Below are 14,942 nucleotides of genomic sequence, written 5' to 3'. Positions count from 1 at the left end.
AACGCCTTCCGGACGGCGCTGCCATCCCCGTCAGTGCGGGCGGCCCGCGATCCGGTCGGCGACGACCGCGATCGGCGAGGTGCCGGCGCTGCCGCGGAACTCGTGCCAGTCGGCGGCCTGGTAGGCCAGATACATGCCGCGCACGCCGATCCAGCGCAGGGGCTCGGGTTCCCAGCCGCGCGACCGGTGCCCGACCCAGGGCAGCTCGGTCAGCGCCGACGACCGGCCGAGCACCAGGTCGGTCAGCGTGCGGGCGGCCAGATTGGTGGCGGTCACGCCGTGGCCGACGTACCCGCCGGCCCACCCCAGACCCGAGGACGCCTCGAAGTCGACCGTCGCCTCCCAATCCCGCGGCACGGCCAGCACACCACACCAACCGTGCGCGATCGGCACGTCGGCGACCTGCGGCAGGATCGAGTGCAGCGTCTGTCGCAGCCGCGTGATGGTGCGTCGCGGTACCTGACCGTCCCGGTCGAGCCGGGAACCGAACCGGTAGGGCACGCTGCGTCCGCCGATGGCGATCCGGTCGTCGACGGTCCGCTGGGCGTAGAAGAAACCGTGCGCGGTGTCGCCGAGCGTCTCCCGGCCCTGCCACCCGATGTCGTCCCAGATCCGTTGCGGGATGGGTGCGGTGGCGATCATCGAGCTGTTCATCGGCAGCCAGCGGCGTCGCAGCCCGGGCAGCCTCGCGGTGAAGCCCTCGGTGGCGCGCAACACGATCGGCGCGCGCACGGTGCCCCACGGCGTGGCGACGCCACCCGGGCCGATCTCGGTCGCCGGGGAGCGCTCGTACAGGTCGACCCCGAGGCGTTGCACGGTGTCGGCCAGACCGCGTGCCAGCGATGCGGGTTGGATCCGGGCGCAGTGCGGATTGTGGTAGGCGGTGAGCACTCCGGAAAGCCGGATGCGCTGCGCCGATTCGCCCGCGGTGAGAGTCGCGACGCCGTCGACGCCCCACCGGCTCTCGGCGTCGGCGGCCGCGGCCAGCCGGGTCGCCTGCGCCGGGTTGCGCGCGATCTCGAGGGTGCCACCCTTGACGATGCCGGCGTCGATGTTCTCCCGGGCGGCGACGTCGATCACTTCGTCGACAGCGTCGTTGAGCGCACGCTGCCAGGCCACGACGGCCTCGCGGCCGTATTGGCGCGCCATCCGCTCGCGGTCACCGGGAACGAGTCCGGACAGCCAGCCCCCGTTGCGTCCGGACGCGCCGAACCCGGCGAACCGGGCCTCGAGCACCACGATGCGCAGCGACGGGTCGGCCTGCTTGAGGTAGTAGGCGGTCCACAGGCCGGTATAGCCCGCGCCGACGATGCAGACGTCGGCGTCCCGGCTGCCGGGCAGCGGCGGGCGGGGCACCGGGGGTCCGTCGAACCAATGCGACACGTGACCGTTCGTGGGTGCAGGGGTGGGCGCGTGGCTGGGCACCGGGAGATTCTGACAGCTGCGCCGTGTTGCCTGTTAACGCTTGGCGGCCCGCAGACCCACCCAGAACGTGGCGGCCTCCCGGATGGATTCCTCGACCGGCCGCGGCAGCCAGTCCAGTTCGCGGCGGGCCTTGGTGCAGTCCAGCGGAGCCTCGGCGCGCATCAACCGCAGCGACCCCAGCGAGAGTCGCTCGTCGGTGCCCGTCAGCCGGGCTTTGAGGCTGCCCAGCGCGGCCATGGCGTAGGCCGCGGGAAGCGGCAGGGTTCGTGACGGGGCGGGAACGCCGGCGGCCTCGGCGGCAATTCGTACCACCTCGGCGTTGGAGATCATCTTCTCCGACACCAGATAGCGCTCGCCCACCCGGCCCTTGTCGGCAGCGGCGATCAGGGCCTGTGCCGCATCGTCGATCCCCACCGCCTCGAGTTCGATGCCTCCCATCACGAACGGGAGCTTGCCTAACGCGGCGCCGGCGATGATCGCCCCGTGCGGCGTGCGCCCCCAGTCACCGGCGCCGTACGTGGTCGACACGCACATCGCGACCGCGGGCAGTCCACGCTCCCGCGCGTAGTTCATCACCAGGTTCTCGGCCTGCACCCGGGACTGCACGTAGGGCGTCAACACGGTCGGATCGGGGATCACGTCCGCCTCGGTGGCGGTCCGACCGCGGCGCCGGTCCACGGTGACATAGCTGCTGGTGTAGACGAATTTCCGCAACCCGGCGGCAATGTCGGGCTGCACCGCGACCTCGAGGACGTTGCGGGTGCCCTCGACGTTCGTGCGGAACAGCGGCGTCGGGTCGTTGAGCCAGCCGCGGGTGTCGACGACGCAGTAGTAGACGTCACGCGCGCCGGTCATCGCCGAGCGCAGCACGGCACTGTTCCAGATGTCGCCGACATAGCGGGTCACGGTCAGGTCGTCGATGCCGATCGTGTTGGCCCCGTCGCGCACCATCACCCGCACGTCGTGTCCCGCGGCGACGAGCTGACGCGTGACATGGCTGCCCAGGTAACCGTTCGCGCCGATGACGAGCACGGGCGCGGTCACCGCGCGGCACCCATCTGGGCCATCCACGCCGCCGCCTCGTCCGGCAGCGTGCCCAGCTCCTGCGCCTTCTTGCACCATTTCAGCGTCGCCTTGACGAATCTCAGCGGGTTGTAGATGTCCTCCTGACGGCACCAGCGGCCATCTCCGGCGTAGGTGACGATCGAGATGTTGGTGGCGCTGATGATCGTGCCGTCGCCCGGGTCGCGCATCGGGTTGTCCAGCTCGCAGATGACCCGGCCGGTCGCGTCGTCGAACACAGCCCACAGGGACGGGAACGACGTCATGCAGCTGCCCGGGAACGTCTCCATCGTCTTCCAGATCCAGGGCCGGACCTGCTCGCGGCCGCGCATGGTGCCCGCCGCGTGTTCGATGTAGAGCACGTCGTCGGTGTACTGGTCGACCCAGGGATCCCAGTCGCGGGTCTGCGCCGCCCGGTCGACCGTCTTCTCGAAGCCCGCGAACGCCTCGACGAGTTCATCTCGGCTGAAGGTGTTGCCCGTCACACCCGAAACTAGAACATGTTCTACCGGTTGCTGTCGAGGGGTCTGCCGATGCGGATTAAACGCGCACGCCAGGCGGTTATACCGGCACCATGACTCAGCGATACCACAAGAATCCCCAGGCGGTGGACGCGCTGTCGCCGGAGCAGTACCGCGTCACCCAGCGCAACGGCACCGAGCGGCCGTTCACCGGCGAATACTGGGACAACCACGAACCCGGCATCTACGTCGACGTGGTGTCCGGGGAACCGCTGTTCGCCTCGGTCGACAAGTTCGACAGCGGATCGGGCTGGCCGAGCTTCACCCGGCCTCTGCGCGCGGCCGAGGACGGCGCCGACAACATCGTCTCCAAGCGCGACTTCTCCCACCTGATGGTCCGCACCGAGGTGCGTTCGGCCCACGGCGACAGCCACCTCGGGCACGTGTTCACCGACGGACCGCGTGAAGCGGGAGGGCTGCGCTACTGCATCAACTCCGCGGCGCTGCGGTTCGTCCACCTCGACGACCTCGAAGCGCAGGGCTACGGGCAGTACCGTGGGTTGTTCGTCGATATCGACGACACAGTCGAGAAGGAGCAAGCGTGAGCGACTACAAGCGAGCCGTTCTGGCCGGCGGCTGTTTCTGGGGCATGCAGGATCTGATCCGCAAGCAGCCGGGCGTGGTGTCCACCCGCGTGGGTTACACGGGCGGGCAGAACGACCATCCGACGTACCGCAACCATCCGGGGCACGCCGAGGCGGTCGAGATCGTCTACGACCCCGCACAGACCGACTACCGCGCGCTGCTGGAGTTCTTCTTCCAGATCCACGATCCGACGACGAAGAACCGCCAGGGCAACGACGTCGGCACCAGCTACCGCTCGGAGATCTTCTACGTCGACGACGAGCAGCGCCAGGTGGCGCTGGACACCATCGCCGACGTCGAGGCCTCCGGGCTGTGGCCGGGCAAGGTCGTCACCGAGGTCAGCCCCGCACCCGACTTCTGGGAAGCCGAACCGGAGCATCAGGACTACCTGGTGCACTACCCGGGTGGCTACACCTGCCACTTCCCGCGGCCGGGCTGGAAGCTGCCCAAGCGCACTGAGGTCTGACTCGATTCACCGCGGCCGGCGGTGCACGACCACCCGGCCTCCGCTCTTGGGCGTATAGGCCACGCCCCGCGAGTGGGTCTTCTCGGCGGGGGCGTCGGTGGGTTCGATCACGAAGTGCCGCAGCACTGTTCGCAGCACGATGTCCATCTCCACGTTGGCGAAGGCGGCACCCACGCAGCGCCGGGTGCCGCCGCCGAACGGGATGTGCGCGAACGTGGGCGGGCGCTGACCGATGAATCGGTGCGGGTCGAATCGGTCCGGGTCGGGGAAATCCTGGGCACGGTGGTGCATCTGGGACAGCGCGACGACGATGGAGTAGCCCTGCGGGATGGTGTACTCGCCGAGATCGAATGAGGGCGCGTACACGTGGCGTCCGGCGAAGTCGATGACGGTACGCACCCGCTGCACCTCGAGGATGACCGCCTGCCGGTATTCGTTGTCCTCGGTGTCGGCCTCGGCAGCCAACCTGGCCAGCACGTCGGGGTGGCGGCTGACGCGCTCGAAGGCCCAACCCAGCGTGGCTGCGGTCGTCTCGTGGCCGGCCGCGAGCAGCGTGAGCAGTTCGTCGCCGATGTCCTGGCGCGACATCGAGGACCCGTCCTCGTAGGTGCTCTTCAGCAGCAACGCCAGCACGTCGTCGCGGTCGTCGAAGTCCGGGTCGGCCTGCACGGCGTCGATCAGTCGGCCGATCACCTCGTCGTAGCGCCGACGGTAGCGCGCCAGCCGTCCCCACGGGCTGAACCGGCCGTAGGTGCGTGCCGGGGTGGGCAGCACCGCCAGTCGGGAACCGAGGGTGACCCACGGCGGGATGATGCGGCGCAGCTCGTCCAAATGCGCTCCGTCGGCGCCGAATACCGCCCGCAGGATGGCGTTCAGGGTGATGCGCATCATCGGTTCGAGGGTCTCGAACGGCGTGCCCTCGGGCCAGTTCTGGGCTTCGCGCAGCGTCTCTTCTTCGAAGATGGCCTCGTAGTTGCGAATGCTCTTGCCGTGGAACGGTGGGGTCAGCAGCCGGCGTCGCCGCCGATGGTCGGCGCCGTCGAGGGCGAACACCGAACCCGACCCGAGTACCCGCGACAGGTTCGGCTGGATGTTGCCGACGTCCTCGGTGTTGGCCATGAACAGTTCCTTGGCCAGTGCCGGGTCGGCGACGATCACGGTGCGGCCGAACACCGGCAGCTGCAACGTGAACACGTCTCCGCATCGGCGGACGATCTGTGCGACCGTCCACTTCCGTGACGTCGTGAAGCCCAGTCCCTGGATCAGCCGGGGCACGGGCGGGGTGGGTGGCAACCGCACCTCACGGGGCGCTGGGGCGCTCCGTTCGGCAGTGGTGATCGTCGCTTCGGTCATCCGCAATCGGCTCCGCTCTGGTACTTGGGTGTACCGCGCTCGTGTCCGGTACGGTACCGCTTGGTACCACGGGGTCGCAAGGGGGTGTCGCGATCATGACCGCCGTTCCCGCCGACTCGGCGGTGACCGCTCGGCTGCTCGACGGCTTGGCGGCCTCGGTCCGCGAGCGCGGCTACCGCGACACGACCGTCGCCGACATCGTCCGGCACGCGCGCACGTCCAAGCGAACCTTCTACGAGCACTTCGACAGCAAGGACCGCTGCCTGATCGAATTGCTACGCCGCAACAACGACGACCTCATCGCCGCCATCCTGGCCGCGGTCGACGCGCAGGCGGACTGGCCGGTCCAGATCCGTCAGTCCGTCGACGCCTACGTCGAGCACATCGGCGCCCGGCCCGCCATCACGCTGAGCTGGATCCGGGAGGCGCCGGCCCTGGGCGCGCAAGCGCAGCCGTTGCACCGCCAGGCCATGGTGAAACTGACCGACATGCTGGTGACGCTGACCGGGAACCCGGGATTTCGCCGTGCCGGTATCGGCCCGGTCTCCGCTTCCTCCGCGCTGATCCTGTTGGGCGGCATACGGGAACTGACCGCGCTCGTGGTCGAGGACGGTGGTGACGTCCACGAGATCGCCGGTCCCGCGGTGGCCGCGGCGACGGCGCTACTGGGTCCGCACTGACCTCACCCGAGGATCAGACGCGCCGACCTCTCGAGTCGGCGCGCGATCTCGTCGTAGGAGACGTAACCCATGCCCGCGCGGACCAGCACCCCGGAGTACAGCATCTCCAACGTGTCGATCACGTCCGGGTCGGTCTGAGGTCCCAGCGCGCCGGCCAACCGGTCCCGGATGTCGCGGCCGATGCGCAGCCGCAGCACCTCGACATCGGGATCCTTGCCCAACAGCGCGGTCGTCACGGCGCCGGCGAACTCCGGCTCGTCGGCGACCAGGAGCGAGATGTGCCCGAGCACGTCGACCACCCGGGCGACGGGATCATCCGACTCGTGATCGACGTGGGGCGAACCGGCCAGCCGGCGCCAGAACACCTCGGCCACGAGATGCTCCTTGGAGGAGAAGTACGTGTAGGCCGTGGCGGCGCCGACGCCCGCCTCCGCGGCGACCCTGCGCACGGTCAGAGCGGCGAATCCATCCCGGGCGAGCAGCTCGACCGAGGCCCGGCCCAACCGCTCCACGGTGTCGGCCTGTCGGGCCGTCAGACGGCGCCGAGTCGACTCCAGGGCCGGATCGGACACATGTCCGGACGCTACTACAACGACCTGTGACCAGCAACGGTAAGTTGGGCGCCATGAGCGATACGACGGCGCACCCCGACACCGCACTACCCCCGGCCGCCGCCGAGCTGTTCGAACTCGCCGAACGCGTCACGGGTTTCATGCCCGCTGATGAGGGCCGCGCCCTCTACGACACCGCGCTGCACTACCTGGGCGACGGCGTCGCGGTGGAGATCGGGACGTACTGCGGCAAGTCCACCGTCATGCTCGGCGCCGCCGCCCAGCAGACCGGTGGGCTGCTGTACACCGTCGACCATCACCACGGCTCCGAGGAACACCAGGCCGGCTGGGAGTACCACGACTCCTCGATGGTCGACCCGGTCACCGGCCTGTTCGACACCCTGCCGACGCTGCGCCACACCCTCGACGCCGCGGGCCTCGACGACCACGTGGTGGCGATCGTGGGACGCTCGCCGGTGGTCGCCCGCGGTTGGCGAACCCCGTTGCGGCTCTTGTTCATCGACGGTGGCCACACCGAAGAGGCGGCCCGCCGCGACTTCGACGGCTGGGCGCGGTGGGTGTCGGTCGGCGGGGCACTGGTCATCCACGACGTCTTCCCCGACCCCGCCGACGGCGGGCAGGCGCCCTTCCACATCTACCGCCGCGCGCTGGACACCGCAGAGTTCCGCGAAGTCGCGGCGACCGGTTCGATGCGGGTGCTCGAACGCGCGACGGGCGATCCGGGCACGCTCGGCGGCGCGCAGGTCAGCGCTCGCTGATCACGCACTCGCAGTCGTAGTCTCCCTCGAGACCCCGCGGCAGATCGGGACCGCGGAAGATGCCGCTGCCCGGCGTCGCGCAGGACAATGCATCCGCCGCGAGGATCACCGCCGCACCGGTCCAGGTGGTGCGTTCGACCGGCCAGCGTTTGCCGTCGGCGTACACCAGGCCGGTCCAGTACGAACCGTCCTCCTCGCGGAGGTGGTGCATGGCCGCGAACTGCGCATGCGCGCGTCCTCGGTCGCCGATCGCGTCCAATGCCATGACCAGCTCACAGGTCTCGGCACCGGTCACCCACGGCCGGTCGTCCACACACCGGATCCCCAGATCCGGAACCACGAAATCGTCCCACCGCTCGTCGATCCGGGAGCGCGCCCGGGGCCCGCGCAGCGCGCCGCACAACACCGGGTAGTACCACTCCATCGACCAGCGGTCCTTGGCGACGAACGCTTCGGGGTGTTCGACGATCGCGTGACCCAACCGCCCGACGGCGACCTCCCACTCGGGCTGCGGGTCGTCGACATAGTCGGCCAGCGCCAAGGCGCACCGGATGCTGTGATGAATGCTGGCGCAGCCGGTGAGCAGGGCCTCCTCGGCGATACCGGACGGGCTTGCCGCCCAGGCGATCTCGCCGGTGCCGGACTGAAGGCTCAGGACGAAGTCGATCGCCTTGACCACAACCGGCCACATCGTCTCGGCGAATCGGCGGTCGCCGGTGACCAGCACGTGATGCCACACACCGGTGGCGATGTAGGCGCAGAAGTTGCTGTCACTGTTGGCGTCCTCGATGACGCCGTTGCGCAACTGGATGGGCCAGGTGCCGTCGTCGCGCTGGGTGCGCAACGACCAGTCGAAGGCCGCCCGCGCCGGCTCGAGCAGTCCCGCGACGGTCAGCGCCATCGCGTTCTCGATGTGGTCCCACGGATCGGTGTGCCCGCCGTGCGACCACGGGATGGCACCGGACGGCTCCTGCGTCGCCGCGATGGACTCCGCCGTCTGGCAACACTGGTCGGGACTGAACGCCCCGGGCACACCGGGGATCTCAGGCATCGGCCGGAGGTTTCCTGAAGTAGAGCGCCACACTCTTGCCGATCAACGGGTTGAGCGCGGCCTCGGCAGTGCGGGTGAGCCACGGCCGGCTCATCATGTCCCACACCAACAGCTTGTGATACGCCGTCACCGCCGGATGATCTGACTTCTCGGTACCGACGGCGCATTTGAGCCACCAGTACGGCGCGTGCAGCGCATGAGCGTGATGGGTGGCAGTCAGTTCGAGGCCGTGCGCGAGCACCTTGTCGCGCAGTTCGTCGGCGCGGTAGATGCGGATGTGACCGCCTTCGTTGGCGTGATATTCATCCGAGAGCGCCCAGCAGATCCGCTCGGGCAACCACCGCGGCACCGTGATCGCCAGCGCACCACCGGGTCTGAGGACCCGCACCAGTTCGGAGATCGCCCGGTCATCGTCGGGCACATGCTCGAGGATCTCCGAGGCGATGACGCAGTCGAAGGTGGCGTCGGCGTACGGCAACTCCAGCGCGTCGCCTTTGACGGCCTCGCCCCGGGCCGAAGCGGGTGCCTCCCCCTCGGCTTTCATCGCCTGCAGGATCTCGTCGACATCATTGAGATCGGCGACGTTCTGGTCGAAGCCGATCACGTCGGCGCCACGGCGGAATGCCTCGAAGGTGTGCCGGCCGGCACCACACCCGACGTCGATGACCTTGCTGCCCGGCCCCACCTCGAGCCGGTCGAAGTCCACGGTCAGCATGCCGCGACCCGCCGACAGGCGCGCTCGTAGACCGAGACAGTCTGCGCGGCAACCGATTCCCAACTGAATACGTCCAGCGCACGGCGCCTTCCGTTGTCGCCGAGCCTGCGCAGCTCCAGCGGCGAATCCAGCAACTCGCCCAGTACCCTGGTCAACTCGTCGACGTCGGCGGGAGTGACCAGCCGCGCACATTCACCGTCGGGTCCGACCACTTCGGGCAGCGCACCGGCCCGGCTGGCGACAATCGGAGTCCCGCTGGCCATCGCCTCCACCGCGGGAAGCGAAAAGCCCTCGTACAGCGACGGGATGCACGCCACCTCGGCGGAGGCCAGCAGCTCTGCCAGTTCGGCGTCGGACAACCCGCTGGAACTGTGCACGATGTCGGAGATACCCAACTCGGCGATCAGCTTCTCGGTCGGGCCGTTGGGCTCGAGCTTGGCGACCAGCTGCAGCTCGAGATCACGCTCGATGCGTAACCGGGCGATGGCGTGCAGCAGGTGGCTCACGCCTTTGAGCGGCACGTCGGCGCTGGCGATCGCGATGACACGGTTGCGCACCCGGTTCGGCGCGGGTTGGAACAACTCGGTGTCCACTCCCAGCGGTACGACATGCAGCTGGTCGGGGCTGACCGCGAAGTCCTCGGCGATGTCGGCGGCCGAGGTCGACGACACAGTGACCAGCTCGGGAATCCGGCGTGCTACGTCCTTCTGCATCTCGGCGAAGCCGTACCACCGGCGCACCAGCGGCTTGCGCCACCACTTCGCCGCGGCGACGTCGAGGACCCGGTCCCGGGTGATCGGATGGTGCACGGTGGCCACCACCGGCAGCCCGGCCTCGGCGATCGCCAACAGACCGGTACCCAGGCACTGGTTGTCGTGCACGACGTCGAAGTCGGCGCGCCGGTCGGCGAGCAGCCGGGCCACCCGCATGCTGAACGTCTTGGGTTCGGGGAAGCCCGCAGTCCACGTGGTCAGCAGTTCGCGGACGTCGATGCTGGTCTTGATCTCGCTGGGCCGCGGGATCCGGAACGGGTCGGGCTCGCGGTAGAGGTCCAGGCTGGGCACCTTGGTCAGGCGCACCCGCGGATCCAGACCGTCCGGGTACGGCTGCCCGGAGAAGAGTTCCACGTCATGGCCGAGCTCGACCAGGCCGCGGCTCAGGTGTCGTACGTAGACGCCCTGGCCACCGCAATGGGTCTTGCTCCGATAGGACAGCAACGCAATGCGCATGGTCAGCTCACATACCCCGCGCAGCGCTCACGCGCATACCCCGCGCCGCGCTCACGCACATACCCCGCGCCGCGCTCACGCGCGAGGATCCGGATGGAATGCCGCACTGAGCAGGCCAAATCGATTGGAGCAAGGAATCCGAACCCTCCTGGACATGTGTCCAGACTATAGTTTGACGTGCTAGCTGACGCAACGCGTGCGCTAGCTCTGACTACCACAGTCACCTGTTGACGTCCCCGCCGACCTCGGCGCAGTGCGTCTCACCGGGGCGGGAACCCGCCGGTGGCGACCGGGCCCCAGCGCCGCGGGGTGATCCGGATCAGACATTTGCCCTGCTCGACCATCGCCCGGCGGTAGTCATCCCAGTCGGAGTGCTCACCGGCAACCGACCGGAAGTAGTCGACGAGCGGTTCGAGCGCCTCGGGCAGGTCCAGGACTTCGCCGTCCCCGTCGACCTGGACGTAGGGCCCGTCGAAGTCGTCGGAGAGCACGACGACGCTCGTGCGCGGGTCGCGGCGGATGTTGACCGACTTCGCCCGCTGCGGATAGGAGGCGATCACCAGGCGCCCGTCGCCGTCCACCCCACCGGTCACCGGCGAGCTCTGCAGCGACCCGTCGCGGCGGTGGGTGGTCAGCACCATGCGGTGCCGCGGTCGGATGAACTCGAGCAGGTCGGCCCCTGAAACCGGCTCGGCGGTCGCGATGCGTCTGGCCATCGGTTCAGCGTATCGAGTTGTCGGTCCGACTCCGTACTCTGTCGAACATGAGTTCGAACAGCCCGCTTGTCCGTGAAACGACCGCCGTGACCCCTGTGCTCGACGCCGCAGATGACGCTTTGAGCGCCTTTCAAGCCCTGACCGACCTGCCGGTACACACCCTGCGCCCGGCCGATCAGCGGGCGCTGCTGCTGCGCCTGGACGCCATGGAACGTCGGCTGGCCGCGCTGCAGCGGCGTCTGCTGGCGCGGTTGGTCACCGGGCCGCCCCCGGTGCAGTTTGCCGGCGCTCCCTGGGCCGAAGTGCTCGCGCGGCGGCTGCGCATCTCGATCGGTGAAGCGGAGAAGCGCATCGCCGAGGCCACGGCGGGCTCCGCCGCTCCGCGCGATCAGGCCGTGACAGCCCGCGTCGCGCCGCTCGGCAGCACGAAGGCGAAAGCCCGCGGAAAGCCGAGTCCGGTCAGGCGTCCGCGGCGCAGCGCGTCCACCGACACCGACCGAGTCGCCCCGGAGGACGGCTCGTAGCACCGCAGCGCGTCGCCACTGACCTCGACCAGCAGCACCCAGTGCCGCGGGACGACGCGCCCGATGAGCACCGCCACCGGCCGGCCTTCGCCCACCGCGGCGAGCACATCGGCCAGTCGGTCGCATCGCCCTCGCCGGCACCGCCACCGGTAGCGCAGCCCGCACACCCGGGCTCGTTCGGTGAGCGCACGTGCCATTCCCGCCGGCGTGGTTCCCAGACGGCGCGGCCACACGGCGTTCACCTGGGCGTGCACGCGCTGCTGTTCCCTGGCGAACCAGGCATCAGCCACGCCGGCCTCGCGCAGCATCGAACCGTACTCAGCGTCCAGCATCGCCCCGGCGACCACGGCGACCGCCGGCCCGCAGGTGATCCCGTCACGCTGCCGCAGGGCGCCCACAGCAAACTTCATGCGCCACGCCCTTCCCGCCGTGAATTTTTCGCCGGCTTTGGGTACTTGCCACGTTAGGCACAACGACGTGGGGAGATGCGCATGTTCACGACAGCGACGGTGGGGCACCGATGACGTTCAACATCACCCCGACAGCAGCCCAGCACGACCTGGCCCGCCGCACCCACGAGTTCGCCGAACAGGTCATCCGCCCCGTCGCCGCCGAGTACGACCAGCGCCAGGAGTTTCCCTGGCCGGTCCTGGAACAGGCCGCTGAGCAGGGCTTCTACAGTCCATTGTTCTACCGGGACCTGATCGGTGACCCGACCGGGCTGTCGCTGCCGATGTTCATGGAGGAACTGTTCTGGGGCTGCGCGGGGATCGGGTTGGCGGTGGTGATGCCGGCGCTGGCGCTGTCGGCCATCGGGCAGGCCGCCACCCCCGAACAGATGCTGCAGTGGGCGCCGGAGTGTTTCGGTACCCCCGGCGACCTGAAGCTGGCCGCGCTGGCGATCTCCGAACCCGAGGGTGGCAGCGACGTGCGCAACCTGCGCACCAGGGCGCGCCGCGACGGCTCGGGCCCCGACGCGGACTGGATCATCGACGGACACAAGATGTGGATTGGAAACGGCGGCATCGCCAATGTGCACGTGGTCAACGCCGTCGTCGACGAGGAACTCGGGCACCGCGGGCAGGGTCTGTTCATCGTCCCCGGCGGTCTGCCGGGCCTGGAGATGGTCCGCAAGCTCGACAAACTGGGCTGCCGGGCGTCGCACACCGCCGAGCTGAAGTTCAACGGCGTCCGCGTGCCCGCCGACCATCTGCTCGGCGGGCAGGAGAAACTCGAGCGGCGGCTGGCCCGCGTGCGCGAGGGCGGGCCCAAGCGGTCGGGATCGGCAACGTTGGGCACGTTCGAGCAGACCCGCCCCATGGTCGCCGCGCAGGCTCTCGGCATCGCCCGGGCGGCGTTGGAGTACGTCACGGAATACGCCAATCGGCGTGAGGCCTTCGGCGCGCCCATCATCGACAACCAGGGCATCGCGTTCCCGCTCGCCGACCTGGCCACCAGTCTGGATGCGGCGCGGTTGCTGACCTGGCGGGCGTCGTGGATGGCCGCCACCGGTGTGGCGTTCGAGCGCGGCGAAGGATCGATGTCGAAACTGGCCGCCAGCGAGCTCGCGGTGCGCACCACCGAACGAGCCATCCAGACCATGGGCGGCTGGGGATACATCTCCGACCACCCCGTCGAGAAGTGGTACCGCGACGCCAAGCTGTACACCATCTTCGAGGGCACCAGCGAGATCCAGCGGATCGTCATCTCCAAGGCGCTCGGCGCGGCCGACGGGAAGCCTCCGCTGCACGTCGACCTCGAACCCACCGGCGGTCCGCTCAACCGCGTCTTCGGCCGGGGCACGCCGGTGCGCACCCGTGTCGCCGACACCGCGCTGACGATGAAGGACCGGGTTCCCGCGCCGGTGATGCAGATGGCGATGAAAGTGCTTCGGCCGCCCAGCAAGTAGGGCCTGCGGATCGCGCCGGACGGAACCGGCGGTCACGCTAATCTACTGCTGTGACCAGTGACGACTCCCTGGAGCAGGCGCTCGCCGGTGGCGCGCCCCAGCTGGTGGGTTGGTTTCGCTTCCACTTCGCCGACGAACGGTGGGAGTGGTCCGACGAGGTTCAGCTCCTGCACGGCTATCAGCCCGGGACCGTGACCCCGACCACCGAACTGGTGCTCTCGCACAAGCACCCCGACGACTACCGGCAGGTCGCGGCGACCCTAGAGGAGATGCGCCGCGAGCACCGGACGTTCTCGACGCGGCATCGCATCATCGACACCCGCGGCGATGTGCACGAGGTGGTCGTCATCGGCGATCAGCTCCGCGATGCCGACGGCCGGTTGATCGGCACCCACGGTTTCTACGTCGACGTCACCCCCAACGAGGCAATGGCCAAGGCGATGGTCAGCGCGGCGCTCGACGAGATCACCGAGAACCGCTCCGTCATCGAACAGGCCAAGGGGATGCTGATGCTGGTCTACCGGGTCGATGCGGACACCGCGTTCGAGCTGCTGCGGTGGCGCTCGCAGGAGACCAACGTGAAACTGCGGATGCTCGCCGAACGGTTGCTGGTCGATTTCGCCGGCCTCGACTACGAGGAGACCCTGCCGCCCCGCGCCACGTTCGACCACCTGTTCCTGACTGCTCACCAGCGGGTGGACCGCACCAGCGATACCGTGGGCACGTGACCGCCTCGAAGAAAGCGCTGATCATCGTCGACGTGCAGAACGACTTCTGCGAGGGCGGCTCGCTGGCTGTCGCCGGGGGCGCGGACGTGGCGCGCGGCATCAACGCCCTGCTGGGCGGCGGCTCGAGGTACGCACACGTGGTGGCCACCAAGGATTTCCACATCGACCCGGGCGGGCATTTCTCCGACCACCCGGATTACGTCGACTCGTGGCCACCGCACTGCCGGGTCGACACCGGCGGGGTGGAGTTCCACCCCGACCTGGACACCGCGCCGATCGAGGCGGTGTTCAAGAAGGGCCATTACACCGCCGCCTACAGCGGCTTCGAGGGTGCCGACGACGACGGCACCGGACTGGCCGAGTGGCTGCGCTCCCGGGGCGTCGAGGCTGTCGACGTCGTGGGCATCGCCACCGACCACTGTGTGAAGGCCACCGCAGCCGATGCGGTCGCCGCCGGATTCGCCACCCGGGTGCTGCTGGACCTGACCGCCGGCGTGTCGCCGGCGACCACCGCGCAGGCGGTCGAGGCGCTGCGCTCTGCCGGGGTCGACGTCGCGTCCTGACCTGTGACCCACCCGACGGTTGCACCACCCCCTCGGGTGGGCATCCCATAGGGTCGCCACACGCCGTCATCCGACGAATCCGCAT

General features: G+C 69.2%; 17 protein-coding genes. 7 read left to right on the top strand and 10 right to left on the bottom strand.

Annotation, left to right across the window (positions count from 1 at the left end; translation table 11 throughout):
- Positions 1-30 precede the first annotated feature (30 nt).
- Genes ACEWX3_RS01310 through ACEWX3_RS01300 form a run of 3 tightly spaced genes read right to left on the bottom strand, consistent with a single transcriptional unit; the run spans position 31 to position 2,972 of the window.
- Positions 31-1,425, bottom strand: a complete 1,395-nt coding sequence (locus ACEWX3_RS01310; RefSeq protein WP_374158507.1) for an NAD(P)/FAD-dependent oxidoreductase — start codon at positions 1,423-1,425, stop codon at positions 31-33.
- Positions 1,426-1,458: 33 nt separating this feature from the next.
- The gene (locus ACEWX3_RS01305; protein WP_374158506.1) at positions 1,459-2,469 is read right to left on the bottom strand and encodes an NAD-dependent epimerase/dehydratase family protein; all 1,011 of its coding nucleotides are present in this window, start codon (positions 2,467-2,469) and stop codon (positions 1,459-1,461) included.
- Positions 2,466-2,972, bottom strand: a complete 507-nt coding sequence (locus ACEWX3_RS01300; RefSeq protein ID WP_374158505.1) for a nuclear transport factor 2 family protein — start codon at positions 2,970-2,972, stop codon at positions 2,466-2,468. Before ACEWX3_RS01300 ends, ACEWX3_RS01305 begins: the two co-directional genes overlap by 4 nt.
- 89 nt (positions 2,973-3,061) lie before the next feature.
- On the opposite strand from ACEWX3_RS01300, the gene msrB reads away from it, so the two are divergent.
- Positions 3,062-3,553 (top strand): peptide-methionine (R)-S-oxide reductase MsrB, encoded by a 492-nt coding sequence (msrB, locus tag ACEWX3_RS01295; protein ID WP_207068622.1) that lies wholly within the window; start codon positions 3,062-3,064, stop codon positions 3,551-3,553.
- Complete coding sequence (msrA, locus tag ACEWX3_RS01290; protein WP_152519207.1) at positions 3,550-4,059, top strand: peptide-methionine (S)-S-oxide reductase MsrA; 510 nt, start codon at positions 3,550-3,552, stop codon at positions 4,057-4,059. Before msrB ends, msrA begins: the two co-directional genes overlap by 4 nt.
- Before the next feature lie 6 nt (positions 4,060-4,065).
- Here the strand turns inward: msrA and ACEWX3_RS01285 are convergent, their stop codons facing one another.
- Complete coding sequence (locus ACEWX3_RS01285; RefSeq protein ID WP_374158504.1) at positions 4,066-5,412, bottom strand: cytochrome P450; 1,347 nt, start codon at positions 5,410-5,412, stop codon at positions 4,066-4,068.
- A 95-nt stretch (positions 5,413-5,507) separates the two neighbouring features.
- Here ACEWX3_RS01285 and ACEWX3_RS01280 point away from each other — a divergent pair, with 95 nt between their 5' ends.
- Positions 5,508-6,092 carry a TetR/AcrR family transcriptional regulator gene (locus tag ACEWX3_RS01280; protein WP_374158503.1) on the top strand — a complete coding sequence of 195 codons (585 nt, stop codon included), beginning with the start codon at positions 5,508-5,510 and terminating at the stop codon, positions 6,090-6,092.
- Between the two features lie 2 nt (positions 6,093-6,094).
- Here ACEWX3_RS01280 and ACEWX3_RS01275 read toward each other — a convergent pair whose 3' ends face one another.
- Positions 6,095-6,664, bottom strand: coding sequence for a TetR/AcrR family transcriptional regulator (locus ACEWX3_RS01275; RefSeq protein ID WP_207068619.1), 570 nt, complete (start codon positions 6,662-6,664; stop codon positions 6,095-6,097).
- A 53-nt stretch (positions 6,665-6,717) separates the two neighbouring features.
- Here ACEWX3_RS01275 and ACEWX3_RS01270 point away from each other — a divergent pair, with 53 nt between their 5' ends.
- Positions 6,718-7,422 carry a class I SAM-dependent methyltransferase gene (locus ACEWX3_RS01270; RefSeq protein WP_207068618.1) on the top strand — a complete coding sequence of 235 codons (705 nt, stop codon included), beginning with the start codon at positions 6,718-6,720 and terminating at the stop codon, positions 7,420-7,422.
- On the opposite strand, the gene ACEWX3_RS01265 is transcribed toward ACEWX3_RS01270, so the two are convergent.
- The 5 genes from ACEWX3_RS01265 to ACEWX3_RS01245 form a co-directional block, all read right to left on the bottom strand.
- Entirely contained in the window at positions 7,409-8,473 is a 1,065-nt protein-coding gene (locus ACEWX3_RS01265; RefSeq protein ID WP_207068617.1) for a prenyltransferase, read from the bottom strand. The genes ACEWX3_RS01270 and ACEWX3_RS01265 overlap by 14 nt on opposite strands.
- Positions 8,466-9,188, bottom strand: coding sequence for a class I SAM-dependent methyltransferase (locus tag ACEWX3_RS01260; RefSeq protein ID WP_374158502.1), 723 nt, complete (start codon positions 9,186-9,188; stop codon positions 8,466-8,468). The genes ACEWX3_RS01265 and ACEWX3_RS01260 overlap by 8 nt, the downstream gene beginning before the upstream one ends.
- Entirely contained in the window at positions 9,182-10,417 is a 1,236-nt protein-coding gene (locus tag ACEWX3_RS01255; protein WP_207068615.1) for a glycosyltransferase family 4 protein, read from the bottom strand. The genes ACEWX3_RS01260 and ACEWX3_RS01255 overlap by 7 nt, the downstream gene beginning before the upstream one ends.
- A 260-nt stretch (positions 10,418-10,677) precedes the next feature.
- Entirely contained in the window at positions 10,678-11,133 is a 456-nt protein-coding gene (locus ACEWX3_RS01250; protein WP_221358871.1) for a PPOX class F420-dependent oxidoreductase, read from the bottom strand.
- Between the two features lie 388 nt (positions 11,134-11,521).
- Complete coding sequence (locus tag ACEWX3_RS01245; RefSeq protein ID WP_374158501.1) at positions 11,522-12,067, bottom strand: hypothetical protein; 546 nt, start codon at positions 12,065-12,067, stop codon at positions 11,522-11,524.
- A 110-nt stretch (positions 12,068-12,177) separates the two neighbouring features.
- Here ACEWX3_RS01245 and ACEWX3_RS01240 point away from each other — a divergent pair, with 110 nt between their 5' ends.
- Genes ACEWX3_RS01240 through ACEWX3_RS01230 form a run of 3 tightly spaced genes read left to right on the top strand, consistent with a single transcriptional unit; the run spans position 12,178 to position 14,857 of the window.
- Positions 12,178-13,566 carry an acyl-CoA dehydrogenase family protein gene (locus tag ACEWX3_RS01240; RefSeq protein WP_207068612.1) on the top strand — a complete coding sequence of 463 codons (1,389 nt, stop codon included), beginning with the start codon at positions 12,178-12,180 and terminating at the stop codon, positions 13,564-13,566.
- Positions 13,567-13,616: 50 nt separating this feature from the next.
- Positions 13,617-14,294, top strand: coding sequence for a PAS and ANTAR domain-containing protein (locus ACEWX3_RS01235; protein ID WP_221358865.1), 678 nt, complete (start codon positions 13,617-13,619; stop codon positions 14,292-14,294).
- Positions 14,291-14,857 carry an isochorismatase family protein gene (locus tag ACEWX3_RS01230; RefSeq protein WP_221358863.1) on the top strand — a complete coding sequence of 189 codons (567 nt, stop codon included), beginning with the start codon at positions 14,291-14,293 and terminating at the stop codon, positions 14,855-14,857. Before ACEWX3_RS01235 ends, ACEWX3_RS01230 begins: the two co-directional genes overlap by 4 nt.
- Positions 14,858-14,942 lie beyond the last annotated feature (85 nt).

This window comes from Mycobacterium sp. G7A2, assembly GCF_041902445.1.
Classification (GTDB): Bacteria; Actinomycetota; Actinomycetes; order Mycobacteriales; family Mycobacteriaceae; genus Mycobacterium.
Note: the sequence above shows the minus strand (reverse complement) of the source record. Positions and strands in the feature narration are given on the sequence as shown.